This window comes from Halomonas sp. AOP43-D1-4 (assembly GCF_052446175.1).
Taxonomy (GTDB): Bacteria; Pseudomonadota; Gammaproteobacteria; order Pseudomonadales; family Halomonadaceae; genus Vreelandella; species Vreelandella citrativorans.
In genome coordinates this window covers 238428-262190 of record NZ_JBQSVY010000002.1, presented here as the reverse complement: position 1 = coordinate 262190, position 23763 = coordinate 238428, and the positions used below count along the sequence as shown (strand labels likewise).

The 23763-nt window shown below is 57.0% G+C and carries 22 protein-coding genes; 11 read left to right on the top strand and 11 right to left on the bottom strand.

Annotation, left to right across the window (positions count from 1 at the left end):
• Nucleotides 1-72: 72 nt before the first annotated feature.
• The 10 genes from ltnD (at nt 73) to ACT3RQ_RS03110 (ending at nt 10250) form a co-directional block, all read left to right on the top strand.
• Complete coding sequence (gene ltnD, locus ACT3RQ_RS03155) at nt 73-1005, top strand: L-threonate dehydrogenase (protein ID WP_444640122.1); 933 nt, start codon at nt 73-75, stop codon at nt 1003-1005.
• A gap of 2 nt (nt 1006-1007) precedes the next feature.
• The gene (gene otnK, locus ACT3RQ_RS03150; RefSeq protein ID WP_444679995.1) at nt 1008-2351 is read left to right on the top strand and encodes a 3-oxo-tetronate kinase; all 1344 of its coding nucleotides are present in this window, start codon (nt 1008-1010) and stop codon (nt 2349-2351) included.
• Nucleotides 2348-3007, top strand: a complete 660-nt coding sequence (otnC, locus tag ACT3RQ_RS03145) for a 3-oxo-tetronate 4-phosphate decarboxylase (protein ID WP_444640120.1) — start codon at nt 2348-2350, stop codon at nt 3005-3007. The genes otnK (ACT3RQ_RS03150) and otnC (ACT3RQ_RS03145) overlap by 4 nt, the downstream gene beginning before the upstream one ends.
• 38 nt (nt 3008-3045) lie before the next feature.
• The gene (gene otnI, locus ACT3RQ_RS03140; protein WP_444640119.1) at nt 3046-3840 is read left to right on the top strand and encodes a 2-oxo-tetronate isomerase; all 795 of its coding nucleotides are present in this window, start codon (nt 3046-3048) and stop codon (nt 3838-3840) included.
• A 63-nt stretch (nt 3841-3903) separates the two neighbouring features.
• Nucleotides 3904-4866: a D-erythronate dehydrogenase gene (denD, locus tag ACT3RQ_RS03135; protein ID WP_444679994.1), complete on the top strand. Its 963-nt coding sequence runs from the start codon at nt 3904-3906 to the stop codon at nt 4864-4866.
• Nucleotides 4867-4952: 86 nt separating this feature from the next.
• On the top strand, nt 4953-5954 hold the full coding sequence (locus ACT3RQ_RS03130; RefSeq protein ID WP_192528270.1) for a TRAP transporter substrate-binding protein: 1002 nt from the start codon (nt 4953-4955) through the stop codon (nt 5952-5954).
• Between the two features lie 61 nt (nt 5955-6015).
• Nucleotides 6016-6585 (top strand): TRAP transporter small permease, encoded by a 570-nt coding sequence (locus ACT3RQ_RS03125; RefSeq protein WP_444640117.1) that lies wholly within the window; start codon nt 6016-6018, stop codon nt 6583-6585.
• A complete protein-coding gene (locus ACT3RQ_RS03120; RefSeq protein ID WP_192528268.1) occupies nt 6582-7856 on the top strand; it encodes a TRAP transporter large permease in 1275 nt (424 codons plus the stop codon). The genes ACT3RQ_RS03125 and ACT3RQ_RS03120 overlap by 4 nt, the downstream gene beginning before the upstream one ends.
• An 11-nt stretch (nt 7857-7867) precedes the next feature.
• Complete coding sequence (locus ACT3RQ_RS03115) at nt 7868-9328, top strand: aldehyde dehydrogenase family protein (protein ID WP_444640116.1); 1461 nt, start codon at nt 7868-7870, stop codon at nt 9326-9328.
• Between the two features lie 37 nt (nt 9329-9365).
• Nucleotides 9366-10250 carry an NAD(P)-dependent oxidoreductase gene (locus ACT3RQ_RS03110; protein ID WP_444640115.1) on the top strand — a complete coding sequence of 295 codons (885 nt, stop codon included), beginning with the start codon at nt 9366-9368 and terminating at the stop codon, nt 10248-10250.
• Between the two features lie 109 nt (nt 10251-10359).
• On the opposite strand, the gene otnC (ACT3RQ_RS03105) is transcribed toward ACT3RQ_RS03110, so the two are convergent.
• The 6 genes from otnC (ACT3RQ_RS03105) to ACT3RQ_RS03080 all read right to left on the bottom strand — a co-directional run bounded on the left by otnC (ACT3RQ_RS03105) (nt 10360) and on the right by ACT3RQ_RS03080 (nt 16874).
• Nucleotides 10360-11007, bottom strand: a complete 648-nt coding sequence (gene otnC, locus ACT3RQ_RS03105) for a 3-oxo-tetronate 4-phosphate decarboxylase (RefSeq protein WP_444640114.1) — start codon at nt 11005-11007, stop codon at nt 10360-10362.
• Complete coding sequence (otnK, locus tag ACT3RQ_RS03100; RefSeq protein ID WP_444621598.1) at nt 11004-12290, bottom strand: 3-oxo-tetronate kinase; 1287 nt, start codon at nt 12288-12290, stop codon at nt 11004-11006. The genes otnC (ACT3RQ_RS03105) and otnK (ACT3RQ_RS03100) overlap by 4 nt, the downstream gene beginning before the upstream one ends.
• Nucleotides 12291-12312: 22 nt before the next feature.
• Nucleotides 12313-13800, bottom strand: coding sequence for a tripartite tricarboxylate transporter permease (locus ACT3RQ_RS03095; RefSeq protein WP_193053379.1), 1488 nt, complete (start codon nt 13798-13800; stop codon nt 12313-12315).
• A gap of 40 nt (nt 13801-13840) precedes the next feature.
• Nucleotides 13841-14329 carry a tripartite tricarboxylate transporter TctB family protein gene (locus ACT3RQ_RS03090; protein ID WP_444621597.1) on the bottom strand — a complete coding sequence of 163 codons (489 nt, stop codon included), beginning with the start codon at nt 14327-14329 and terminating at the stop codon, nt 13841-13843.
• 102 nt (nt 14330-14431) lie between these two features.
• Nucleotides 14432-15397, bottom strand: coding sequence for a tripartite tricarboxylate transporter substrate binding protein (locus ACT3RQ_RS03085; protein ID WP_444679993.1), 966 nt, complete (start codon nt 15395-15397; stop codon nt 14432-14434).
• Between the two features lie 82 nt (nt 15398-15479).
• Nucleotides 15480-16874 carry an NAD(P)H-dependent oxidoreductase gene (locus tag ACT3RQ_RS03080; protein WP_193053382.1) on the bottom strand — a complete coding sequence of 465 codons (1395 nt, stop codon included), beginning with the start codon at nt 16872-16874 and terminating at the stop codon, nt 15480-15482.
• Between the two features lie 283 nt (nt 16875-17157).
• Between ACT3RQ_RS03080 and ACT3RQ_RS03075 the strand changes: the two genes are divergently transcribed.
• Nucleotides 17158-17844, top strand: coding sequence for a GntR family transcriptional regulator (locus ACT3RQ_RS03075; protein WP_193053383.1), 687 nt, complete (start codon nt 17158-17160; stop codon nt 17842-17844).
• A gap of 29 nt (nt 17845-17873) precedes the next feature.
• Here the strand turns inward: ACT3RQ_RS03075 and ACT3RQ_RS03070 are convergent, their stop codons facing one another.
• The 5 genes from ACT3RQ_RS03070 to ACT3RQ_RS03050 form a co-directional block, all read right to left on the bottom strand.
• Nucleotides 17874-18299, bottom strand: a complete 426-nt coding sequence (locus ACT3RQ_RS03070) for a YbaN family protein (protein ID WP_193053384.1) — start codon at nt 18297-18299, stop codon at nt 17874-17876.
• 43 nt (nt 18300-18342) lie between these two features.
• Nucleotides 18343-19692, bottom strand: a complete 1350-nt coding sequence (locus ACT3RQ_RS03065; RefSeq protein WP_193053385.1) for a TolC family outer membrane protein — start codon at nt 19690-19692, stop codon at nt 18343-18345.
• Nucleotides 19689-21053, bottom strand: coding sequence for an HlyD family type I secretion periplasmic adaptor subunit (locus ACT3RQ_RS03060; RefSeq protein WP_193056656.1), 1365 nt, complete (start codon nt 21051-21053; stop codon nt 19689-19691). The genes ACT3RQ_RS03065 and ACT3RQ_RS03060 overlap by 4 nt, the downstream gene beginning before the upstream one ends.
• A complete protein-coding gene (locus tag ACT3RQ_RS03055; RefSeq protein ID WP_193056657.1) occupies nt 21050-22840 on the bottom strand; it encodes a type I secretion system permease/ATPase in 1791 nt (596 codons plus the stop codon). Before ACT3RQ_RS03055 ends, ACT3RQ_RS03060 begins: the two co-directional genes overlap by 4 nt.
• 246 nt (nt 22841-23086) lie before the next feature.
• Complete coding sequence (locus tag ACT3RQ_RS03050) at nt 23087-23662, bottom strand: heme acquisition protein HasAp (RefSeq protein WP_193056658.1); 576 nt, start codon at nt 23660-23662, stop codon at nt 23087-23089.
• Nucleotides 23663-23763 lie beyond the last annotated feature (101 nt).

The window sequence follows — 23763 nt, the reverse complement described above, 5'->3', positions numbered from 1 at the left end:
AGAGAAGACCCAAGGAAAAAATAAGGCATCGCAACGCTAGTAACCCACACAACAACAGCGAGGTGTCGACCGGTGAGTCAACACGATAAGCAATCACGTCAAGTAGGCGTTATTGGCCTGGGTGCGATGGGAATGGGCACCGCTACTGCCTTACATCACCAGGGATTTAACGTAACTGGATGTGATATTGCCGCTGAGGCACGCGATGCCTTTATAGCAGCTGGGGGCAAGAGTGTGGCAACGCCGATGGAGCTTGCTCACTGTCATATTGTGCTGGTAGTGGTCGTCAACGGTAGCCAGGTTGAGCAGGTGTTGTTTGGTGAGCAGGGCGTGGTGGGCCATCTAGCGCCAAGCAGCCTGATTATACAGTGCGCCACGGTGGCGCCCAGTCAGGCGAAACAGCTTGGTGAGCGCGTGGCAGCAGAGGGATTGATGATGCTGGACGCACCGATTAGCGGCGGTGCTGCAAAAGCCAAAAGCGGTGAGCTATCAGTTATGGCATCGGGCGCCGCGGAGGCATTTAGCTACGCAAGTGACGTGCTTGATGGCATGGCCGCCAAGGTTTATCGCCTGGGCGATGACCCCGGCGTGGGGTCCAGTATGAAGCTGGTCAATCAACTGTTGGCAGGCGTACATATCGCGACGGCCGCTGAAGCCATGGCGTTGGGTATCCGGATGGGGCTTGACCCCGAGGTTATCTTTGGGGTGATTACCCACTCGGCGGGCAACTCCTGGATGTTCGAGAATCGTGTGCCCCATATTCTCAAAGGTGACTACACGCCGCTTTCAGCGGTGGATATCTTTATTAAAGACCTCAATATCGTGCACCAGACCGGGCGCGAGCTTTCGATGGCAACGCCGGTTGCTGCCAGCGCGTTGCAGCAGTTCACCTCGGCCAGTGGGGCAGGCTTTGGTCGAGAAGATGATTCTGCGGTTATCAAAGTCTACCAGCGGCTATCAGGCATTACGTTGCCTGAAGCGGCGAACGATGCTCAGGAAACCTAATCATGAGCACAGTGCAGAGCATAGCCCTTGAAAAGACAGCCCTTGGAAACATAGCCCTTGAAAGCATAGTCCTTGGAGCTATCGCCGACGACTTTACCGGGGCAACCGATCTTGCCAATAACTTGGTGCGCGGTGGCATGCGCTGCCTGCAGGTGATCGGCGTGCCGCAGGAGACGATTGATCTCCAGGACGTTGATGCGGTGGTGATAGCTTTGAAATCGCGCTCCTGCCCGGTTGATGAAGCCATCACGGATTCTCTCACGGCTCTTGAGTGGCTGCGTGGGCAGGGTGCTCGACAGCTATTCTTTAAATATTGCTCTACTTTCGATTCTACGGATAAAGGCAATATCGGGCCCGTGGCCGATGCGCTGCTGGATCGCCTGGGTGCCTCTCAAACGGTGATGGTACCGGCGTTTCCAATTAATGGTCGTACGGTTTATCAGGGCCATCTGTTTGTGGGTGATCGCCTGCTTAACGATAGCGGTATGCAGCATCATCCGCTCAACCCGATGCAGGACGCTGACCTGGTGCGGGTCTTATCCCGCCAAACACCCTTCCCGGTAGGCTTGCTCGGTCACTCGGTAATAGCCAAAGGCGCCGGCGCCGCTTTTGACCACTTATCCGCACTTGCCGAGCAGGGCACTCGCCATGTGATTTGCGACACGCTTGATGAGCAGAATCTGGATATATTGGCAGAAGCTACCGTGCTGATGCCGTTGGTGACCGGTGGCTCCGGCTTGGGGCAGGCTTTACCCGTCCAGTACCGTGCCCAAGGCTGGCTTAAGCCCATTACGGAACCGGGGCGTTTACAGCCTGCATCAGGCAGCGTGTTGGTGCTGTCCGGGAGCTGTTCTACAGCAACCCTGGCACAAGTAGCCGATTTTCTGGCTTGCCATCCTAACAGCGGTTTTGCGCTAGACCCTTTGTCGCTTGCCGAAAGTGACCGACAGTTGGAGCAGGCGCTGGTCTTTGCGCGACAGCGGCTCTCAGAACAGACCCCGGTATTGATTTACGCCTCGGCGGATCTAGAGAAAGTCAGCGCTGCCCAGCAAGCATTGGGTGTTGCGCGTGCGGGGGCGCTGGTCGAAGAGGCACTGAGCCAATTGGCGGTAACGCTGGTTAACGAAGGCGTTGGTCAGTTGCTGGTCGCCGGGGGCGAAACCTCGGGGGCAGTGGTCTCGGCGCTGGGAATTTCCACCCTACGTATAGGTGAGCAGATTGATCCCGGCGTGCCCTGGACCCAGGCTCCGCTGGAAGGTCGTGAAGCGCCGCTCTCGCTGGCGCTGAAGTCGGGCAACTTTGGCGGTGTCGATTTCTTTACCCGAGCCTTTGAGGTGTTGGCATGAGCGTCCACTTACGCCACCATCATCAAAACAGCCTGCGCGAGCAGATCAGCACGCTTGGCAAGTCGCTGTTTGATCGCGGCCTGACCATGGGGTCCAGCGGCAACATTAGCGTGCGCCTGGATGACGGTGGCTGGCTGATGACGCCCACCAACGCCTGCCTGGGGCGGCTGGACCCGGCGCGAATCGCCCATCTGGATGATAACGGCCAGCTACTTGGTGGCGATAAGCCTACTAAAGAGCAGTCCCTGCATATGGCGATGTATGCAGAGCGCCCTCGGTCGGGCGCTATTGTGCACCTTCACTCTACCCACTCGGTGGCGGTTTCGTGTTTGCCGGACGTGAACCCTTGCGACTGCATTCCGCCGCTCACCGCCTACTATGTCATGCGGGTGGGCAAACTGCCGATTGTGCCCTATCACATCCCCGGTGACCCAAAACTGGGCGAAGCGGTACGGGGCCTGGCGGGTAAACACAGCGCTGTGCTGCTTGCCAACCACGGTCCGGTAGTGGCAGGCAAGAATCTGGAAGCGGCGGTGTACGCCACCGAAGAGCTTGAAGAGACGGCCAAACTGTTTCTGCTACTGCGCGGCGAAAACCCACGGGGGCTAACGCCTGAACAGGTCGCGGAGCTTGAGGCGCGGTTTCCTCGGGATTAGCCCGCATTGCGATAAAAACAAAGAGGCACCGATACACCATGATTCGATTAGCCGCCAACCTCAGTATGCTGTTTAACGAGCACGATTTTATGGGCCGCTTTTCAGCGGCGGCTGATGCGGGGTTTAAAGGGGTTGAATACCTGTTTCCCTACGCCTATAGCGCTGCAGAGCTACGCCAGGCGCTTGACGAAACACAGTTGGAACAAGTGTTGTTTAACTTGCCGCCGGGTGATTGGGAAAAAGGTGAAAGAGGGCTTGCCAGCCTGCCTGGGCGCGAAGCCGAGTTTCGTGATTCGGTTATCGAGGCGCTACGTTATGCTGAGACGCTTAACTGCCCACACGTTCACGCCATGGCGGGATTACTACCTGAGGATGCCGATGCGACGACCCTGGCCGATCATCAGGCTACTTACCTACGTAACCTGCACTTCGCTGCTACTGAGGCCGCCAAACTGGGCAAGGGCATATTGATCGAGCCCATCAATACCCGTGATATGCCCCATTACTTCTTGTCGGGACAAGCGCAAGCCATGGCGGTATTGAAAGCGCTGGGGGCGAACAATCTTAAGCTGCAGTTTGATCTCTACCACTGTCAGATCATGGAGGGGGACCTTATTCGCCATCTTGAGCGACAGTTCAGCGCTATCGGTCATGTTCAAGTGGCGGGAGTGCCGGAACGGCACGAGCCCGATGTTGGCGAGATCAACTACCCCGCACTATTTGCCAGGCTAGAAGCGCTGGGCTATAGCGGCTGGGTTGGCTGTGAATACAGGCCAGCTGGCGATACGCGCCAAGGTCTGGGCTGGGGTCGACATTATGGGCTTCACTCATGATCGAGTAGCCAAAACATGGTCTCAAACGCTAACAACCTACAATAAAGCGAGGACACCTTAATCATGCATATCTTAATCACGGGCGCCGCTGGGTTTTTGGGAAAGCGTCTTTTACATCGACTGATTAGCCGCAAAGAGCTGTGCGGTCAGCCGATCACCCACTTAACGCTGGTCGATCAAACCCAAGCTGCCGTACCCGACGCGCCTGATATAACGATCCGCAACGATGCTGTGGATATTACTGCTCCAGATGCGCTGGGCAGTGCGCTTGATCGAAAGCCCGATGTCATCTTCCACTTGGCTGCGGTCGTAAGCTCTGCGGCTGAGGCTGGTCTGGACCTAGGCATGGCGGTCAATTTTGATGCTACTCGCGCCTTGCTGGAAGGTTGCCGTGCCCGGCAGTTGAATAAGACACGCTTAGTCATGGCAAGCTCCGTGGCGGCTTACGGCGGGGATCTGCCTGATGTGCTGGATGACATGACGGCTTCGCAGCCGCAAACATCCTATGGCACGCAAAAAGCAATGTGTGAGCTTCTCATCAACGACTACAGCCGACGCGGCCTGATTGACGGCAGGGTACTGCGTTTGCCGACCATTGTGATTCGTCCTGGGCGGCCGAATGCCGCGGCGTCGAGCTTTGCGTCCAGCATTTTGCGCGAACCCTTAAACGGGGAGGAGGCCATTTGTCCCGTACCGTTGGATCAGGCGCTTTTCGTTATGTCGCCTGATAAGGTGATCGAAGCGTTGATACATGGCGCCGAAGTGCAGGAAGAAGCGTTGGGTAAGTTTCGCGCATTTATTCTGCCGGGCATCACGACCGATGTTTCCGAAATGCTTGAGGCGTTGCGTGAGGTGGCGGGCGCAGAAGCGGTGGCGCGTGTACGTCATGAGCCAGACCCGCGTATCGAACCCTTGGTGGCAAGCTGGCCCGCGCGCTTTGAAACTGCTAAAGCGAACCAGCTGGGTTTTGTCGGTGACCGAGATTTCAAACAGATTATCGATGCCTATGTGGCAGAGCATCGCTAATGGATCTTCGCCTGCCTGACGGGCGAGCAATAAGGGGCTACTACTCCCCATCGTTCTTACCAATAAATATAATTAGGAGTATCACCATGACCACTCGTTTCGCTCGGCGTACGCTTGCGACCGCTATTGGCACCGCTACCACGCTGGCCCTGGCCGGCTTGGCATTTCAGGCTCAGGCCGCTACAGAGGTAAGCGTTGGCTACGCCATTTCCAGCGACTCCCACTATGGCGCTGGTTCCCGCGCCTTTAAAGAGACGCTTGAAAGCCTTTCTGATGGTGCTTTTACCGTGACGGATCATCCCAGTGGCTCGCTTGGCGGAGAGCGGGCCATGATTGAAGGGCTGCAGATCGGCACCGTCGATATAGTGATCACCTCTTCCGGACCCTTGGGTAACTTTGTCCCCGAGACCTATGTTCTCGATCTACCGTTTTTGTTCACCAGTTACGAACAAGCCCGCTGCGTACTTGACGGAGAGATCGGTCAGGAACTGCTCGATAAGATGGGCGACCACGACCTGGTCGGCCTCTCCTGGTCGGAAAACGGTTTCCGCCATATCACCAACAGCCAAAAAGCCATTGAAAAGCCAGAAGACGTTAGTGGCTTAAAAATTCGCACCATGGAGAACCGTATTCATCAGCAGGCCTTTGAAGGGCTAGGGGCCAGCCCGACGCCCATGGCCATGCCGGAGCTGTTTACCGCCCTGCAGCAGGGTACGGTGGACGGTCAGGAAAACCCCATTACGGTGATTGTGGCTGCGAACCTCTATGAGGTCCAGGATCAACTATCGCTGACCGGCCATGTGTACTCGCCTGCCATTGTGCTCGGCTCACCGGTGCTAATTGATGGGCTGAGCGAGGAGGAGCGTGAATGGTTTAATGAGGCCGCTCAAGCTGCTACCGAAGCCACCCGCGCTGAGGTTACACGTTTGGAAGAGGAGGGCGTGGCTTTCCTGCAAGAACAGGGTATGACGGTCACTGATAATATCGATCCAGCACCGTTCCAGGAAGCAGTAGAGGCCGTTCATGCTGACTTTATTGAGCAGTATGGCGAGGAGATGCTAGAGCGCATTCGTAACAGTAGCTGCTGAACCCATCCCGTGGCGCCCTCTGGGCGCCACTTGCCCATAACCTGACGGGGTGAGGTGATTTATGGTGTCCTGGTTTCTGCGTGTCGAACATGTGTTGACTCGGTTAGCGCTGGCGATTGCTATTTTGATGTTGATCGTTTCAGTGTCGTTGGGATTCTATCAAGTGCTTACACGATTTCTCTTCAATGCACCCTCGACGTGGTCGGAGACGTTGTCACGGGCGACGATGATCTGGTGTGTGTTTATGGCCTCTGCCGCCACGTTCCGCGGCGGCTTTATGATGGCCGTAGAGGTTATCTACAAGCTCGTGCCCAAGCCCACCCTGCTGGCGCTTGAATGGTTTATCGGTCTGTGCTGTCTTCTGGTGCTCTCTGTATTGGTATTCTACGGCATCCAAATGACCCAGCGGGTTAGCAATCAGACGCTGTCCGCGCTTGAGGTCTCGATGTCCTGGGCATATGCGGCTATTCCAGTGGGCAGTGCCTTTGCGATGCTGGCCGTTATTGCGCGGCTGCTGGCCCAAAGTTGCGGTCTTGAAACTTTAGGGCCAATGCATGATGAGACAGTCGAGAAAGAGGCTGCAGCAACGTCCGGCATGCCGCCTGCTACCCCGAGTGAGCCGCGCTTATGAACTTAGCCATTGGTCTTTCTCTGTTGATTTTGTTCGCCACCGGCGTGCCGATCGCAATCTCCATTCTGCTGGCATCGATCATCGGCATTGAGTTTTTTTCGCGCTTTCCCTTGATGATGGTGCCTCAACAGCTGTTTGTAGGGCTGGATAACTTCCCGCTGATGGCGATTCCTTTTTTCATCTTGGCGGGCAACCTGATGGCAGCCGGTGGTATCTCTAGCCGACTGGTTGATCTGGCCAAGTCAATCGTGGGTGGCGTTCAGGGTGGGTTGGCGATGACCTGCGTACTGACCTGCATGATGTTTGCGGCAGTATCAGGCTCCAGTGTGGCGACGACCTTTGCTATCGGTGCGATTCTTATTCCAGCAATGGTCAAGCACGGCTATCCCAAACCCTTGGCCGCCTCCATCCAGGCTTCATCGGCAGAGCTGGGGGTGCTGATTCCGCCCTCTATTCCCTTGATTCTATTTGGGGTAAGTACCAATACCTCGATTGGCCAGCTGTTCATTGCAGGCATTGGTCCAGGGTTATTGGTTGGTGGTGCGCTGCTGGTCTTTGTTTATATTTTCTGCAAGCTGCGCGGTTTTGGTCTTCAAGATCGCAATGACCGCACTCGCTTTACGACGGCCTTCCAGCGTGCCTGGGCGGCAATGCTGATGCCGGTGGTGGTCATCGGCGGCATCTATGGTGGGATTTTTACGCCCACTGAAGCCTCGGCGGTGGCGGTGTTTTATGCCTTGGTGGTCGGTGCTTGCTACCGAGAGCTTAAGCTGGTCGACCTAATTCCCGTACTGCGTCAAAGCGTTGTGTCTACCGCTGCGGTGATGCTGATTATCTCAGCGGCCGCTCTGTTTAGTTTCCTGATTAGCCGTTCCGGCCTTCCCGCCCAAGTCGCCGCTGGAGTCACGGCGATGTTCGAAAGCCCCTGGGCTTTTTTGCTGGCCGTCAACGCCCTGCTGCTTGTGGTGGGGATGTTTATCGAGACCGGCGCGGCGATCCTGGTACTGGCACCGATCCTTACGCCGATCGCCATGCAGTTTGGCGTTCATCCGGTACATTTCGGACTGATCATGGTGGTTAATTTGGCCCTGGGAATGATTACTCCGCCGCTGGGCGTAAACCTGTTTGCCGCGTGTGCAGTGGCGAAGATTTCCATTGATCAGATGCTGCCCTGGCTGGTGCGATTTGTGCTGGTGGTGCTGACGTGTCTGATGGCAATTACCTATATGCCCTGGATCTCGATGGGCCTGGTTAACCTGCTGTATGGCTAAGGAGTATGTTGATGATTGATTTGCCCGAATTTCCACCCCAGGCGGCGCTAATAGGCAATATCTGGGTTGATACCGGCGCGACGCTACCCGTAGAGGCGCCCGCTCGTGGCGAAGTCGTCACGCATATCGCCCGCTGCACGCCGGAGCATGTCGATGATGCCGTCGCCACAGCGCGGCGCGCCTTTTCAGGTGAGCTGGGAGAGTGGGCGCAGTGGAGTGCCCGCCAACGCAGCGCTTGGCTATTTGACTTTGCTGATGCCATCGAGGCCAACCATGAGCATTTATCGGCTTTAGAATGCCTGGACACTGGAAAGCCCTTAACCCAAGCGCGTGCGGATATTAAAGCCTGCGCGCATTACTTTCGCTTTTACGGCGGTGGCGCCGATAAATTACATGGCGAGACCCTGCCTTATGAAGAGGGCTACACCGTCATGACATTGCGTGAGCCGTATGGTGTTTGCGCGCAGATTATTCCCTGGAATTACCCGTCACAGATATTTGGCCGCTGCGTGGCAGCCGCCTTGGCTGTTGGCAATACTATCGTTCTTAAGCCTGCCGAAGATGCCTGTTTGAGCGTCTTGAGCTTGGCAAAGCTGGCGATAGCCTGCGGTCTGCCAGCCGGAGTGCTCAATGTGGTGCCGGGACTTGGGCGTGAAGCCGGTGCTGCCCTGGCCGCGCATCCGGGGATTGATCATCTCTCATTCACTGGTTCTCCTGAGACCGGCACCCATGTAACCCAGGCGGCGGCAAAGCATCACGTGCCCGTCACGCTAGAGCTGGGTGGCAAGTCGCCGCAGATTGTCTTTGCAGATGCCGATCTAGATGCGGCTTTCGACGCAGTGGTGCGTGGGATTATTCAGAATGCCGGGCAAACCTGCTCGGCGGGCAGTCGCCTGTTAGTACAGCGCGATATATCGGAAATGTTTACGGATCGTCTGATAAAGCGCTTCTCGGCGCTACAGTGTGCATCGGGCGAGGAAGATGCCGACTGCGGCCCGCTGATCAATGCCCGTCAAAAATCGCAGCTCGATAATCGGCTAGCCATGGCCGAAGCGGACGGTATTCGAGTTGCGGCAAGAGGGCAGCTCGCTAAAAATGCCTCACCGGCCGGGCATTTCGTCGTCCCGCATCTGCTTACGGACATTCCCGATGAACATGACGTGCTGCACGAAGAGCTGTTTGGCCCCGTGCTGGCCGTGCAGATATTCGACGATGAAGCACAAGCGTTGCGCTTGGCCAATGCAACCGACTTCGGGCTGTGCGCCGGTGTCTGGACGCGCGACGGTGGTCGTCAATTGCGCTTGGCGAGAGGCATTCGCAGCGGCCAGGTTTTTATCAATAACTACGGTGCGGGCGGCGGTATTGAACTGCCTTTCGGCGGTGTCGGGCGTTCCGGGCACGGGCGGGAAAAAGGCTTCGAGGGGCTGCGCAGCTATACCCGGATAAAAACGGTCGCTATTCGCCATGGCTAGAACAAAATCGTAACTACATTAGGCTAGGAGCTTATTCATGAATCAATCCGTTCGTACAGAGCATCGCATCGGCATGGTGGGTGTAGGGTTAATGGGCCACGGCATTGCCAAGAACATTCTCAACGCGGGGTATTCCCTGGCCTTTCTGGACCACCCTGGGAACCAGCCCGTGGACGATCTACTGGCGGCAGGCGCCGTGTCGTGCTCAAGCGCGTGGGAAGTGGCCGAAAAAGCCGACGTGGTATTGCTGTGCGTAACGGGATCACCCCAAGTAGAGGCCGTGCTGTTTGAGCCGGATGGCGTGCTGGAGGGGCTCGCCCAGGGTTCCATCGTGGTGGACTGCTCTACCTCGTTGCCAAGTTCCACGGCTAAGGTTGCCGCCAGGGTAGCAGAAGCGGGTGGCCACCTGGTCGATGCGGCGATGACACGCACGCCCAAGGAAGCTGAGGAGGGGCGGTTGAACCTTATCGTCGGTGCATCCGAAACGCTGTTTGAAGCGTTGCGCCCGCTACTCGAAAGTTTCGCTGAGGTCATTACCCACGCGGGAGGCGTAGGCTCAGGGCATACTCTTAAGCTACTGCATAACTACGTGTCGTTGGGATTTTCAGCCGTACTGGCCGAGGCGACTGCGGCTTCCCGGCGGGCGGGTATCGATGACCACGCTTTTCTGGAGGTTTTGACCAAGGGCGGCGGGGGCGGCGTGGTGCTGGAACGGTTACGTCCCTTTATTGAATCAGGCGATGCTTCGGGGTTTCGCTTTAGCGTGGCGAACGCGCATAAAGATCTCGGCTACTACCACACCATGACCGATGAGCTTAATACGACAAGAGGCGTCGCCGGCGCGGTAGCGGCGCTGTACGCAGGCGTGGAGGATCAGACCATGGCGGTGCCGGAGTTGATTCGTTTGCTAGAGGAGCACTGAATCCTGACCACGGTGATGAATGGTGGATAGTAGTTATATGAGGAGTCATCGATAAGGGCAAAACTCAATGAGCTTTGCCCTTATGTTTCAAGTGCGGTGGCGGAATGCTTTAGTCCCTCGGAAACCGGGCTTCCAATTCAGCAACCTGTTCAGGCGTCAGCACACGCGGGTTTTCGCCGCGCAACAGCAGAAACAGCTTGGCCGTTTCTTCGAGCTCTTCGGTGGCATACACCGCCGCTTCAAGGTTTTTACCGGCGACAACCGGGCCGTGGTTGGCGAGTAGCACGGCGCTGTGCTTGCCTGCTAGGCCGCGTACCGCTTCGCCCAGCTGTTGGTCGCCCGGGATGTGGTAAGGCACCAGGGGAAGCTTGCCTACGCGCATGGCGTAATAGGCGGTGAGCGGCGGAATGCAGTCGCAAGGGTTGATACCCGGCAGGCAGGAAACCGCCACCGAATGCGTGGAGTGCAGGTGCACGATAGCGCCGGACTGAGGGCGCTCATCGTACATCGCCATATGCAGAAACTGCTCTTTGGTGGGCTTATCACCGCTGATTAGCTGGCCTTGGGTATCCAGGTGCGAGATGCGTGCAGGGTCCAGACGCCCAAGGCAAGCGTTGGTAGGCGTCATCAGCCAGCCGCCGTCATCCAGGCGCAGGCTGATATTGCCACTGGAGCCCATGGTCAGGCCTCGATCGAACAGCGATTTCCCCAGCGTGCTGATCTGTTCACGCAGGCAGTTCTGGTCGTGAGTACTCATGCCAATACCTCAAACGCGCGTGTGAAGAAATCCACACTGCCAAAGTTGCCCGACTTGAGTGCCAGAGAAAGTGGGGCCTCGCGGTTGGCAAGTGCCGCCTGTGTCCAGGGCACGCCGGGATCGATCTGCTCGCCGATACGTAGCGCTGAAATGCCCAGGGCAGACACCACCGCACCTGAAGTTTCGCCACCGGCAACTACCAGTCGGCCAACGCCTTCATTGACCAGAGTAACGGCAAGCTGGCTTAGCGCTTTTTCGACGATGAGGCCGGCCTTATCGACGCCCAGTTCCACCTGAGCAGCCTTGACCTTTTCAGGATCAGCTGAGGCATAGATCAAGGCAGGTGCATCTTGTTCAAGACGCTCGAACGCGAAGGCCAGGGCTTGCTCCCATTGTTTGTCGTCTTTCGCCAGAGCCTGCGGGTCAAGCGCAAAACCAGCGCCAGGATGGTGTTCGAGGAAATCAGCAACCTGGGCAAGCGTTGCCCGTGAGCAGCTGCCAGACAGTGCCAGCATGTTACCCGAGGCGGGTTGAAGACGCCCGGGCTCGGCTATCTCGGCAAGCCAACCCTGTTTGCGGTACTGGGCAGGCAGGGCTTGGCCTAGCCCCGAACCGCCGGTTACCAAGGGCATCGTTACCGTTGCCTCCGCCAAGACGTCCAGATCGCTATCATCGACGGTATCGCAAATCACGTGGCGTACGTTTTTAGCCGCCAGAGCGTCAAAGTGTTGGCGAGTGGCTTCGGCCCCTTTGGCTAGCGTGGAGCGGCTGGCCAAGCCAACGGCGTGGGAAGTCTGGCGCGAAAGCACGCGTACAAGATCCGCATCGGTCATGGGCGTCAGCGGGTGGTGCTGCATGCCGCTATCGTTAAGCAGGCGATCGCCAACGAACAGATGCCCTTGATATACCGTCCGGCCATTAATCGGAAATGCCGGGACCATCACGGTTCGCGAGACGCCGAGTCGATCAAGTAGTGCATCGGCAACTGGGCCGATGTTGCCCTTATCGGTTGAATCAAAGGTCGAGCAGTATTTAAAAAATATCTGCCGGGCACCCTGTTCACGTAACCAGTCAAGTGCTGCCAGTGAATCGCTAGTGGCCTCTTCAACCGGGCAGGAGCGCGATTTAAGCGCCACTATCACGGCATCCACGTTGCTTAAATCGGGCGAGGTGGTCGGCACGCCAATCACTTGAACGCAGCGCATGCCGCCGCGTACCAGGTTATTGGCAAGGTCAGTGGCGCCGGTGAAATCGTCGGCGATAGCGCCCAGTACGATGGTCATAGCATTCTCCAGGATACGGGCTTCAGGTAGTGGCCTTACGACGTGCGCGTTTGATCAGCGGCGTAATCAGCGTGACGGCCAGCAAAAGGAAAGCAATACTCAGTAGCGTGGCGCTAATAGGACGCTCAATAAAGATGCTGAAGTCGCCTTGTGACATGGATAGCGCACGGCGCAGCTCGCTTTCTGCGATAGGGCCCAATACCAGTCCCAAAATGATGGATACCAGAGGGAAGTTGATCTTCTCAAGCAGATAGCCCAGTACGCCAAAGCCCATCATCAACCATACATCAAACATGGAGTTGCGCACCGAATAGGTACCCACGATGCAGCACATGATAATAATGGGGCCGAGTGCGGAATAAGGTACATTCAGCAGCTTGGTAAACAGCACGATGAACGGCTTTGAGAAAAGCAGAATCATGAAATTGACGATAAATAGCCCGGCAAACACCGCATAGATTAAGTCACTGCTAGTCAGCATAAACATTGGTCCAGGCTGCAGGCCGTGCATGATAAACGCGCCCAAAATAACGGCCGTAGTGCCGCTACCCGGAATACCCAGTGCAAAAAGCGGTACCAGTGCACCCATGGCCGCTGCGTTATTGGCAGACTCAGGGGCGGCAATACCTTCCGGCGCACCCTTGCCAAATTTCTCGGGATGCTTGGACCAGCGGACCGTTTCGCTATAACTCACCATCGCCGCGGTGCTGGCCCCGATACCCGGCAGGATACCGATGACGACCCCGATAATAGATGAACGCGACAGGGTCATGCCGATCTGGCGCAGGATAGGAAGATCGAAAATCTTGACCTTCACCTTTTTCAAGGGCTGATGGCTTTCATGGTCCAGTGTACGTTTCATGACTTCTGAAACGGCAAACAGACCCACAATGACCGGAATCAAGCCCACGCCTTCGGTCAGATTAAGATTGCCAAAGGTAAAGCGGCTGGTGCCGGTGAGCGGGTCAATACCAATGGTCGCAATGAATAGGCCTAGCGCCGCACCAATCAAGCCAAATATGAGGCGACCGCCTAGTGAAGCCACCACTGTTAAACCGAGTACCGCCAAGGCAAAGTACTCAGGAGATGAAAACTTCAAGGCCATCTTGGCAAGCATGGGCGTGAATATAATAAGCGCGACGGTACCCACAAGCCCGCCGATAGCCGAGCTTAAAACGCCGATGCCCAAGGCTTTGCCTGCCTCTCCACGCTGAGTCATGGGATAGCCATCAAACGCCGTCATTACCGCTTCAGGCGTGCCTGGGGCACGGTATAGAATGGCCGTAATCAAACCTGAAAAGACCGTTGCGCCATAGATGGCGGTCAGCACCATAAAGGCTGTGGTCGGCTCCATGCCATAAGTAACTGGCAGCAGGATAACCACTAGAATAACGCCGCTAACGCCGGGCAGTGCACCACCGATAAAGCCGATAAACACGGCAGAGGTTAAGAGCAGTAGATTGAGTGGCTGCATCACCACGGCTAACCCGGCCAAAAAATGTTCTAGCATGGTCGACTCCCTGGAAGGTTGGGTCTGTTATGGATCAGCCTTACGGCATGGGAATGCCAAGCAGCGACACGAAAACGCCCTGCATCAGTACAGCGGCAAGAACTAACGTAATGGCAATGTTCGTCCACGAACGGGCGCCCAGCAACAGCGTACCGATAAACGTAAATATCAGGCTGGCGATTAAAAAGCCGATGCTTTGTATCAATAGCGTGTAGGTGATAGCCGCTGCTATAAACCACCAATGGCGGGTGCGGCCAAGGGAGAAGCATGATGAGATTGGTGCCGTTTCAGTTGGGGGGGGCGAATCAGCTTGGGGGTCGCTGACCAGTGCCTGTTTGCGGTCACGCCACGTAATGGCGAGCAGGACAATTCCCAGCACAAACAGAACGATCAGCAGGGTCAGCGGCCAAACGCGAGGGCCGATAAACGTGGACACCTGCGCAGAGCTTGGGAATTGCAGCGTGGGATAAAGACTCACCATCGCGAGTGACACGACCCCAAGCGCAAAAAGAGTGATCCTAGCGTGCATGGTAAACCTTGATGGGGATAGTGGAAGAACGGCCCCGCGAGGCCGATCTTTCAGATGGATATAGGAGGGGACATGCCCTTCCACCAACCAGTAGCTGCTGGTTTAGTCGTTTTGCAGCAAACGCGAGTAAAGCTCGTAGTTGTTCTCAAGCCGCTGACGATACTCGTCGCTACTCATCCAGCCTTCACGGTAATCAAGGTTTACGCGCTCTGCGTAGCTTTGGTACTCCTCAGAGTCATATACGTCTTTAAAGGCATCTTCCAGACGCTTCATGATCGGCGCAGGCGTATCAGCATGCACAAATATGGCGCGATCGTTACCGTCTGTCAGGTCCCCGTCGTTTTCAACCGTGGTCGGCACATCTGGGTAGTCTTCAAGGCGTTCATCGCTGAAGACCAAAATTGGCATCATCTGGCCGGCTTCGATGTAGCTTAATAGCGGGCTTAGCGAGGTGGTGGTCGCATCAATATTGCCGCCCAGCACATTGGCAGTGGCGTTGCCGGTACTGTCGTAAGGGATAAAATTTATGTCTAGCCCAGACGCATCACGCAGCGACAGGAAAGCTACATGATCTGGGCTTGCCGTATGGGTGCCCCCAACGGTGACTTTACCGGGGTTTTCCTCAGCGTATTTCACGAAAGAATCAAAATCAGGAAAACGCTCAGGATTAACAAAAAGCGCCATTACGTCAGACTGCATGCGCGCAACCGGCGTTAACTGATCCAGACCCACGGGGTTTTGGCCCGCCGCAAGTGAGGTCACAAGCGTAGTGGACGCAAAGTCTAGAGTGTGGCCATCAGCCTCGCTCGTGGCGGCACGCTGATGGGCTAAAGCACCGGACGCGGCTGGCAGGTTAACCACTGTAATACTCGCGCCGCCAATGGCTTCTTCAAACATCGGGCGAACGACCCGAGCAAAGTTATCAGTACCACCGCCAGCACCTGCGGCTACCAGGAACTGGATTGGCTTGCTGGGGAAGTTGTCGGCATCGCTGGCGCTGGCACTGGTAGCCGCGCCGAGCATGGCAAGACCTAAAGTGGCGTATTTAACATTATGTTTGATAAGCATAATTTTCTCCAAGGTGATTATTGTTGCTTTTAGGGTCCATCAATATGCGAAGTAGAGCACCTTAAAGGCACTCTACCGTTAGTTACTGGCTGTCGCCTGCGTAAAACAGCTTGTCCTGTTTAAGTCGCAGCTTATGTAGTCGAGAAGGTGGTAACGTGACATCGGCTAAAGTAATGGGTTGGTTAGGTGCGATATCGCGAATAACTTCGGCGCCTGGTAACAGATAAAAAGGGACTTTGGCGTCATCTGAAAGCGCCGCAGCGGGGTGAATCTCCGGACGCAGCCCTTCGATGTGCCGATGATGGCCCTTCATCTCGAGCCGCTGGCCCGCCTTGATCGCTTGGGTGGCGCGCGCAGTCAGGTCGAATTTAGGGGTGGTGGCATGGCCGCCACCGGACGTTAAGCCGTTGAGTACCACATCCAGCAGCGAGATGGGCGCTTCCAGGCCTAGCAAATGGCGTGGCAGATATACCATGGCGCTATTGCCGCTGCGGCTTAGTACGTGACCTTTATCGCGCAGCAGTGTCCAGACATGCGGGTCTTCACAGCGCACCACTACAAACACACCGCCAGCAAAGCTCAGCTCATCTGGGCGGCGCAGGCAGTTAAAGACTTCAAGGCGCTCATTACCTTTTAGAACACCGCCTTCTGCTTGGGTATCCAGAAGCGTGGGCACTTCTATGGTTCTGAGCACCATGGCATGAAATTCAGGCAGATCTGGCTGTAGGCCTGTAGCGTTGGCAACATTGACCATCTCACACAGGTCAGGCACGGAAATCTGCGGAATAGCTGACAAGGCCTCGCCGCGGGATTTGACTGTGGTGCGTGCATCGCTATCGTCAAGCTTCCAGAGGGCGGCAATTTCAGTGGCATCGTACTGGGTGCCATTACAGGTCACGGTGCCTTGCGCTTCATCCCAGATAAAGTCGTATTCGCTACTCTTGCCAGCAGAAATGATCTCAAACCCCAGCGTTTTGGCCCATGTGACAAGGCCAATCAGCAGGCTTGGCTGGTCGCCATCCAGCGGCGTGAAAAGGCGTCCTTGGTCTTCGGCCAGGCGAGTCAGGTAGGGTCCGACAACCGACTCGGTTTCCTTGGTGGCAATACCGACATGCTTACCCGCCAGTAAGGCCGCTTCTGCATAATGGGCGCCGACATCAGGAATGCCGGTAGACTCAACCAGAATATCGAACGGAAGTGCCGCGACCGTATCGAAAGAAGCTGTGGCAATGAAAAAGCCTTTCTGCCAAGCGTCTTCGGCATCGCTCGTAGAGTGGCATACCATTATTTTTGTGCTGGGAAAACCCGCGTGGCGAAAGGCTTCAGCCGCCTTTTCAGGATTGATGTCGATCGCAATACGCGCTGACAATCCTGGCATCTGGCGGGCTTGACGCAATACGCCACGACCAAAATCACCAGCGCCCGCGATACAGACTTCAACTATTTTGGTCGTATGAAAGTGTTGTAAGTAATTCATAAATAATGGCATTCCATGTTTGGCAAAAGTATTTTTACAGTGGCCATGAACTTATAGATGCTTCTTTTTTCAACGTAGGCGTAATATATAGATGTGAAATTTAGTGGTATACCATTAGAGAGGTCAACGCTAGAAGGATGATACTTTAGTCGTTGGTAGATTTGTTTTTCTTTAAATCAATGGCTTAAGTGTTATTGAGGGAGTGTTTTTTTATATGTGATTATTTGAAAAGAGTTTTTTGGTATGCCATTATTAATAGACGCTAATCAAAGTGAACAACTCCATGGAAGATATCGCTCCAACCCATAACGCCGGGCTTGTTGAAAAAGTCGCGCATTATTTGCGCGAACATATCGTCATGGATCATTTCCAACCGGGACAGCGGTTACCCGAGCGCACGCTGGCAGTTGAGTTACAAGTGTCGCGTACGCCGCTACGCGAGGCGCTCAAGATTCTTGCGACAGAAGGTTTAGTGGTGATTTCCCCCAACCGCGGGGCTGTGGTTGCGGATGTCAGCGCTGCGGATATGAAAGAAAAGGCCTATGTATTAAGCGTCCTTGAGCAGTCAGCCGCGCAACTGGCGTGTGTCAGGGCTAGCGACGAAGATATTGCTGAGTTACAGGCGCTGCATTACGAAATGAAAGCTTCGTTCTTAAGAAGGGATCGGCAGAACTACTTTCGGCTTAACCAGGATATCCACAACCGGATCGTGGCGCTTTCGGGGAACACGACCCTAATTGATATACACGCCAACCTCAGTCGGCAGCTTTATCGGGTGCGCTATCTGTCCAATCAAAAGAACGATAAATGGGCGAAAGCCATGGAGGAGCACGAGGCCATCATGGCGGCCTTGGAGGCCCGCGACGCCGCACGCGTCGGCGATGAACTGCGCAACCATCTGGGTAAAACGTGGATAAAGTACACGAACGGTGAGGAAGATATCGGTCAGCCGGAAAACCTGACCCTCTAGTCTCGTCCTGGGCAATCTTTATTGCCACATCAATCCTGCTTGGTGGGCTCTGGGCGCGTTGCCAGCCATACCGCCACCCCGGCCAGCAGTGCGATGATGGCCCAGCGCAACCAGCCTTCCCCCAAATGCCAGAGCAGCAGCATGGCGCTGGCGATGATGCTACTCACCGCCACGTACTTGGCGCGACGTGAAATGGCGCGCTCGCACTCCCAGTTCTTGATCAATGGCCCCACGTAGCGCCGCGAACGAATCCAGGCTTCGAAGCGTGGCGAGCCCTTGGAAGCACAGTAGATCGCCCCGAGCATGAACTCGGTAGTCGGCAGTAGTGGCACGAAAATACCTACGACTCCAATGCCGAAGCTCAGCGCGGCCAGTGCTACCCATAGGGCGCGGGCCAGCGGGCTGCGTGCAGGCTCACGCTGGGGCGATGTCGATGAAGGGGGCGTTTCTTTCATGTGTCGTGGCTCTCTAGGCTTCGGCAGTATCGCCGGAAATCGTTTAGAAATAGTTCGCTACCTGGGCGATATCGCTGTCGTCAAGTTGCCCCGCTTGCCAGCGCAGGCTCAGCCAGGCCACTAGGTAATCGTAGCGAGCCCGCGCCAGATCGCGCAACGCCTCGAAGCGTTGGTGTTCGGCATCCAACACGTCCAGATGGGTACGCTCGCCGCCTTCCAGGCTACGCTGTGTCGCTTCCACGCGCTGGGTGGCGGCCTCGACGGATTGCCGGTACGCCTCTTCGCGCCGCTGGCTGCTACGCACCAGCCGGTACTGGCGTTCTACGTCGTTGAGAATTTCTGCTGTGGTCGCATCCAACTCGTGGCGATGCTGTTCGAAGGTGCTCTGTGCCTGGCGGCTGGCGGCCACGACCCGCCCACCCGAATAGAGCGGCAGGTTGACTTCGACGCCGATGCTGTTGGTATCGTAGCGCTGGCCGATGGTGTTCTCGCTGCTGGAGTCGGAGATCTGGCTGCGGGCATAAAGCTGCACCGTGGGCAAGTGGCCTGCGTACTGGGCATGCACCTGATGGCGCGAGGCATCCAGGGCGCTGCGCTGTGCCGCAAGCTCCGGGTTGTAGGCCAGTGCCAAGGTTTGCCACTCGTCTAACGTGGAGGCACTGGCTTGTGCCTGCTCCGCCAGCACTGCCCAGGCGTCTGGGCGAAGCGGTGCCAGGGGGGAAGCAGGCCGTTGGCCGATGAGCAGGTCGAGTGCGTTGAGTGCGTCCTGCAAGCGGTCCTCGGCTTCGATTAGGCGCGCTTCGACCAGTCGCATCTGTGCGGCAATTTCCAACTGATCGGTACGCGTGCCCTCACCATAGGCGACGAACTGGGTGCTTTTCTCCGACTCCTCTTCCAATGCCCGCAGGTGCGCTTCGGCCAAGGCGATGTCGTCCTCGGCGTAGAGGGTATCGGTATAGGCTTGGAGCACACGAACGGCCAGTGCTTGATAGGCGCGGTCGAGCGTTGCCTCGGCAGCTTCGGCACGCGCCCTGCCTGCCTGATACTGGGCGAAAGCCGCCGCATCCAGTAGCGGCTGGGTCAGAGTCACTGCCGAGGTGTGGCTTGAGTAGCGCATGTCGTTGGTGGTCGTGCCCAGCGGGGTCGACTGCTCTACCTCAGAGTGGTTATGCGCGTAGGAGTAGCGGTAGCCGAGCGTAGGCAGCAGCCGCGAGCGCCCCAGGGCACGCTCCTGCTGCCCGGCATCGCGGGCGTTTTGTGCAGCAAGCCAAGTAGGATCGTATTGGCGGGCGTAGTCGTAAGCGGTCTGGAAATCCAGTGCCTGGGCAGCCAGTGGTAGGCAGAGCCAGCAGCCGATGCTAAGTTTCACCGCCGTTGAACGTAACAACCTCATGCATCCCCCCATGCCATGCGTGCCCGGTCGAACAGGGGCTTGAGCAGATAGTTGAGCAGTGAGCGCTCGCCCGTACGGATGAATGCTTCCACTGGCATGCCCGCCTTTAGCGGCGCTGTGCCCAGCACTGCCAGGTCGTCGTTGGCGACCTCGACCTCCAGGCGGTAGTAAGGCAGGCCGCTGACCTCGTCGACCAAGCGGTCGGCGGAGACCTGCGTAACCGTGCCCGGAACGCGCGGCGTGCTGCTGCGCTCGAACGCGGTGAAGGCAAGCTCTACCGGCAGGCCCGGTGCTACGCGGTCGACCTGGTCGACGGGAAGCTGCCCCTCCACGCGCAATGGCTCGTCTTGCGGGACGATCTCCATCAGCAGACTGCCGGGCTGTGCCACGCCGCCCTCGGTGTGCAAGGCCAAGCCCACCACGCGGCCCGAGCGCGGGGCACGAATCACCGCGTGCGCTTGTTCGTAGGCGTTGTTGGCCATGCGCCCGGCGGCTTCTTGGCCGCGCAGGCGGGCTTGAGCCAGCGCTTCGCCCACTTCGCGCTGATACTCCTCCTGGCGCTGGGTCAGGCGCAGCTCAAGCTCGTCGATCTGGCGTTGGGTTTGCTGCAGGGTGCCGTTGGCGCTGGCAATGTCGCCTTGCAACTGGACGTAACTGCCTTCGAACTCCAGCATTCGGTTGCGTGGTATGTAGCCTCCCGATGCTAGCTCGCTCAGGTTGCGCCGCTGCTCGCTGAGCACGTCAAGGCGTGTTCGCTGCTGACTGAGCGAAGCTTCGAGACCGGTCACTTGAGCGCGTTGCCCGGCAAGGCTGGCCGCAAGCCCCGCGAGTTCGGCGTCGAGGGCACTGCGGCGGCTGGCAAAGAGCAGGCGCTGCTGGCTGACGAGAGTATCAATATCGGCATCGCCCGAGGGCATGAGTTCGGGTGGGAAGGTGATGCTCGCTTGCCCATCGCGCTCGGCTTCCAAGCGCGCCGTTTCCGCCAGCGCCGAGGCGTGCTGCAAGCGCAGCACCTCGGCCTCGTTTTGCAGCTGCGTGGTATCCAGGCTAACCAACGGCCGCCCTTGATCCACTCGATCACCATCGCGCACCCAGAGCCTTTCGACCGTGCCCCCGGTAGGATGCTCGACCGCTTGGCGGTTCCCCGACACCACCACCGTGGCAGGCACGGCGATACCATTATCCAGCGGTGCCCAGGCTGCCCAGGCCACAAACAGTGCTAAGCCTCCCAGTAGCAGCCAACTCCCTATGCGAAGCGGTCGTCGCTTACGGCGCATGGCGAGTGCTTGCCAGTCCGGTATGGCTGAGGAGGTGTGTGGTTTTGCATCAGGTGGCGACTGCGAGATATCGCGAAGGGTCATGCGCGCTGCTCCTGACGATTGATGGAAACATTGCCGTAGCTATAAGCGCTTTGCGCATACGGAGTGGCCATCGCGCCATTGGCAGGAGCTACCGCTTGGCGGGCAGTGTTCAAGGCTTGCAAGATCTCTTCAGTGGGGCCGAACTTCTGCAGGTGGCCTTCACGTAGTACTAGCAAGTGAGAAGTGGCCTTGAGTACCTGAGGGCGGTGGGTAATCAGCACCACCGTAACGTGGCATTCACGCAGTCGCTGTAACGCTTCCAATAGTGCTTTTTCACCGGCGTCATCAAGGTTTGCATTGGGTTCGTCCAACACGACGAGTGCTGGGGGGCCGTAGAGCGCCCTCGCTAGGGCAATACGCTGGCGCTGCCCTCCCGAAAGGCCGATCCCACTATCTCCTAAGTAGGTGTCGTAGCCATTGGGTAGGGCCAGAATCAGTTCGTGTACGCCCGCGGTTTTGGCGGCCTCGACGACCTTCATGGGGTCCGGTTCGCTGAAGCGAGCGATATTCTCCGCCACGCTACCTGCAAACAGCTCGACATCCTGAGGCAGGTAGCCGATATGTGGCCCCAGTAGCGCTCTGTTCCAGCCCTTGATATCGGCACCATCCAGCCGCACGGTGCCGACCTTCGGCTTCCAAACACCCACTAGCAGTTTGGCCAGGGTAGATTTGCCTGACCCCGAAGGCCCGATAACACCGAGCACGCTGCCCGCTTCCAATTGGAATCCCACTTGAACCAACGTGGGTATCTTTCCGCCTGGCGGCATGGCGCTTACCGGCTCCACATTAAGCTTGCCCAGCGGGGCAGGGAGGTCCATGCCTGGCTGGCGGGCCGGGTGTACTGTTAGCAGGTTACCCAAGCGCTGGTAAGCCAGCCGTGTAGAGGTCCATTGCCGCCAAGCGTTGATCACCTGATCAATAGGGCTGAGCGCACGGCCCATTAAAATAGACCCGGCGATCATCGTACCAGGACTGATCTGCCCGCCAATCGCTAGCCAAGCGCCCAACCCCAATACCAGTGACTGTAACGCAATGCGCAGGCTCTTGGAGATAGAAGTAACCAGCGCGGTACGCTCGCTGGCCAGCCCCTGCAGCGCGACAAAGCCATCGTGCAGGTGCGACCAGCGGCGGGTAAAGGCCAACAGCATACCCATCGACTCGATGGCATCAGCATGGTGCAGTTGCGCTTCTGCCATGGCATTCGCCTGTACGGAAAGCTTGCCTGCTTCACGTAGCGGCGGCTGGGAAAGTCGCTCGTTGAGCCATGCCAGACCGATCAGCACGATGGCACCCACTAGCGCTAGGCAACCAATCCACGGGTGGAACATAAACATCACCAGCAAATACAGTGGGAACCAGGGGGCATCGAAGAACGCAAATACCGCGTGGCCGGTGATAAATTGGCGCAGCGAATCAAGATCCCGCGTGGCTTGCCCCGCCTGGGCTGCCTGGCCGCTTAGCCCGCGCTCGAAGGCCGCCGCGTAAACCCGCTCCCCCAGTTGTTCATCGAAGCGTTCGCCAATATGAATGACTGCCAGGCTGCGTATGTACTCCAAGGCACCCATTAACGCCAACAGCCCCAGCGCCATGCCCGTTAGCATCATTAGCGTGGTGGTATTGCCGGAAGCCAGTACGCGATCATAGACCTGCAGCATATACAGCGGCGGCACTAGCATCAGCAGATTGATAACCGCACTGAACAGCCCTACCGAGCGCAGTGTGCCGCGATAGCGGCCGAGTGCTTGATTTAGTTCATTACCTGACTGGCGGCGAGGGGGCGCGGGCATGGTGGCGTGTCCTGAAAATGACATGACAAAACAACGAATGTGCTTGAACCTTGAGGCCCAGCCATTCGTCTCGAATTCGTTCTCTCATTAGTGCTTTGGTCACGTCTCTGCTTGACTTCTCGTCTTATCTGGCGAGAATGCCGAGGCACCGCGCCAAGGCATAACGCCCCTGACGCGGTGTTTGAACGTTGCGGCAAGGGGATTCCCCTTTCCTTTTTTATTAGGTGTTTATAGCGATGGCGTTGTTCACGCAGCCAGGGCGAAATCGAAGTCGCTGGCAGCAACGCCGGTGACGGATGCCGGAATGGCATCGCCGAGCAAGCCTGCATCGTCCAGTACCGCCAGCAAGCCACCATCAGTGCCAGTGCCAGCGCTATCGTCGGCACCGTTCACCGAACCGTTCATCAAGCCCCAGATGATGTCGTGTACTTCGTTGCCACGGCCGTCATGGCTGGCAACGATAGGATCGTCAAAGGTGAAGGTAATGAAATCATTAACCACTTCACCATTATTGAGGCCCGCACCCAACGTAAGCTCCGTCAAGGTGCCAGTCAGTGCATGATCAGCGAAGTTATAGGAAAGGCTGCCAGTGGCGGAGAAAGCAAAGTCACCATCATTGTTGGCCATAGCGTAAGTATCGCCCGCCAAGCCTGAGTTAACTCCGTTGGTGAAGAACCCTCCAGTATTAATACCACCCGGGTTATTGTCGCTGTGCTCTCCACCCGCTCCCTCCTTTTGAAACTCTGTTAACAGGAGTTCCAGTGTGCCGGTTGAAAACGTATCAGGGAAATAGGCTTCATCATAAGTATAGCTAATGGACATTTCAGTCTCCTTGATCTATCAATGTTGGCCTTAAGGCCGTGATTGGCAGATAACGTTAATTATCTGCCCTGCATACCCGTAAGGGTGGGCATGTTCGTAAA

Bases quoted from the DNA above. Each gene is read 5' to 3' on its own strand.
- ACT3RQ_RS03110 (WP_444640115.1), top strand. From the start codon at position 9,366: ATGAATCAATCCGTTCGTACAGAGCATCGCATCGGCATGGTGGGTGTA.
- ACT3RQ_RS03115 (WP_444640116.1), top strand. From the start codon at position 7,868: ATGATTGATTTGCCCGAATTTCCACCCCAGGCGGCGCTAATAGGCAAT.
- ACT3RQ_RS03070 (WP_193053384.1), bottom strand. From the start codon at position 18,299: ATGAAAGAAACGCCCCCTTCATCGACATCGCCCCAGCGTGAGCCTGCA.
- otnK (WP_444679995.1), top strand. From the start codon at position 1,008: ATGAGCACAGTGCAGAGCATAGCCCTTGAAAAGACAGCCCTTGGAAAC.
- otnC (WP_444640114.1), bottom strand. From the start codon at position 11,007: ATGAGTACTCACGACCAGAACTGCCTGCGTGAACAGATCAGCACGCTG.
- ACT3RQ_RS03085 (WP_444679993.1), bottom strand. From the start codon at position 15,397: ATGCTTATCAAACATAATGTTAAATACGCCACTTTAGGTCTTGCCATG.
- ACT3RQ_RS03050 (WP_193056658.1), bottom strand. From the start codon at position 23,662: ATGTCCATTAGCTATACTTATGATGAAGCCTATTTCCCTGATACGTTT.
- otnC (WP_444640120.1), top strand. From the start codon at position 2,348: ATGAGCGTCCACTTACGCCACCATCATCAAAACAGCCTGCGCGAGCAG.
- ACT3RQ_RS03125 (WP_444640117.1), top strand. From the start codon at position 6,016: ATGGTGTCCTGGTTTCTGCGTGTCGAACATGTGTTGACTCGGTTAGCG.
- ACT3RQ_RS03080 (WP_193053382.1), bottom strand. From the start codon at position 16,874: ATGAATTACTTACAACACTTTCATACGACCAAAATAGTTGAAGTCTGT.
- ACT3RQ_RS03095 (WP_193053379.1), bottom strand. From the start codon at position 13,800: ATGCTAGAACATTTTTTGGCCGGGTTAGCCGTGGTGATGCAGCCACTC.
- ACT3RQ_RS03065 (WP_193053385.1), bottom strand. From the start codon at position 19,692: ATGAGGTTGTTACGTTCAACGGCGGTGAAACTTAGCATCGGCTGCTGG.
- denD (WP_444679994.1), top strand. From the start codon at position 3,904: ATGCATATCTTAATCACGGGCGCCGCTGGGTTTTTGGGAAAGCGTCTT.
- ACT3RQ_RS03090 (WP_444621597.1), bottom strand. From the start codon at position 14,329: ATGCACGCTAGGATCACTCTTTTTGCGCTTGGGGTCGTGTCACTCGCG.
- otnK (WP_444621598.1), bottom strand. From the start codon at position 12,290: ATGACCATCGTACTGGGCGCTATCGCCGACGATTTCACCGGCGCCACT.
- ACT3RQ_RS03060 (WP_193056656.1), bottom strand. From the start codon at position 21,053: ATGACCCTTCGCGATATCTCGCAGTCGCCACCTGATGCAAAACCACAC.
- ACT3RQ_RS03120 (WP_192528268.1), top strand. From the start codon at position 6,582: ATGAACTTAGCCATTGGTCTTTCTCTGTTGATTTTGTTCGCCACCGGC.
- ACT3RQ_RS03055 (WP_193056657.1), bottom strand. From the start codon at position 22,840: ATGCCCGCGCCCCCTCGCCGCCAGTCAGGTAATGAACTAAATCAAGCA.
- otnI (WP_444640119.1), top strand. From the start codon at position 3,046: ATGATTCGATTAGCCGCCAACCTCAGTATGCTGTTTAACGAGCACGAT.
- ACT3RQ_RS03130 (WP_192528270.1), top strand. From the start codon at position 4,953: ATGACCACTCGTTTCGCTCGGCGTACGCTTGCGACCGCTATTGGCACC.
- ACT3RQ_RS03075 (WP_193053383.1), top strand. From the start codon at position 17,158: ATGGAAGATATCGCTCCAACCCATAACGCCGGGCTTGTTGAAAAAGTC.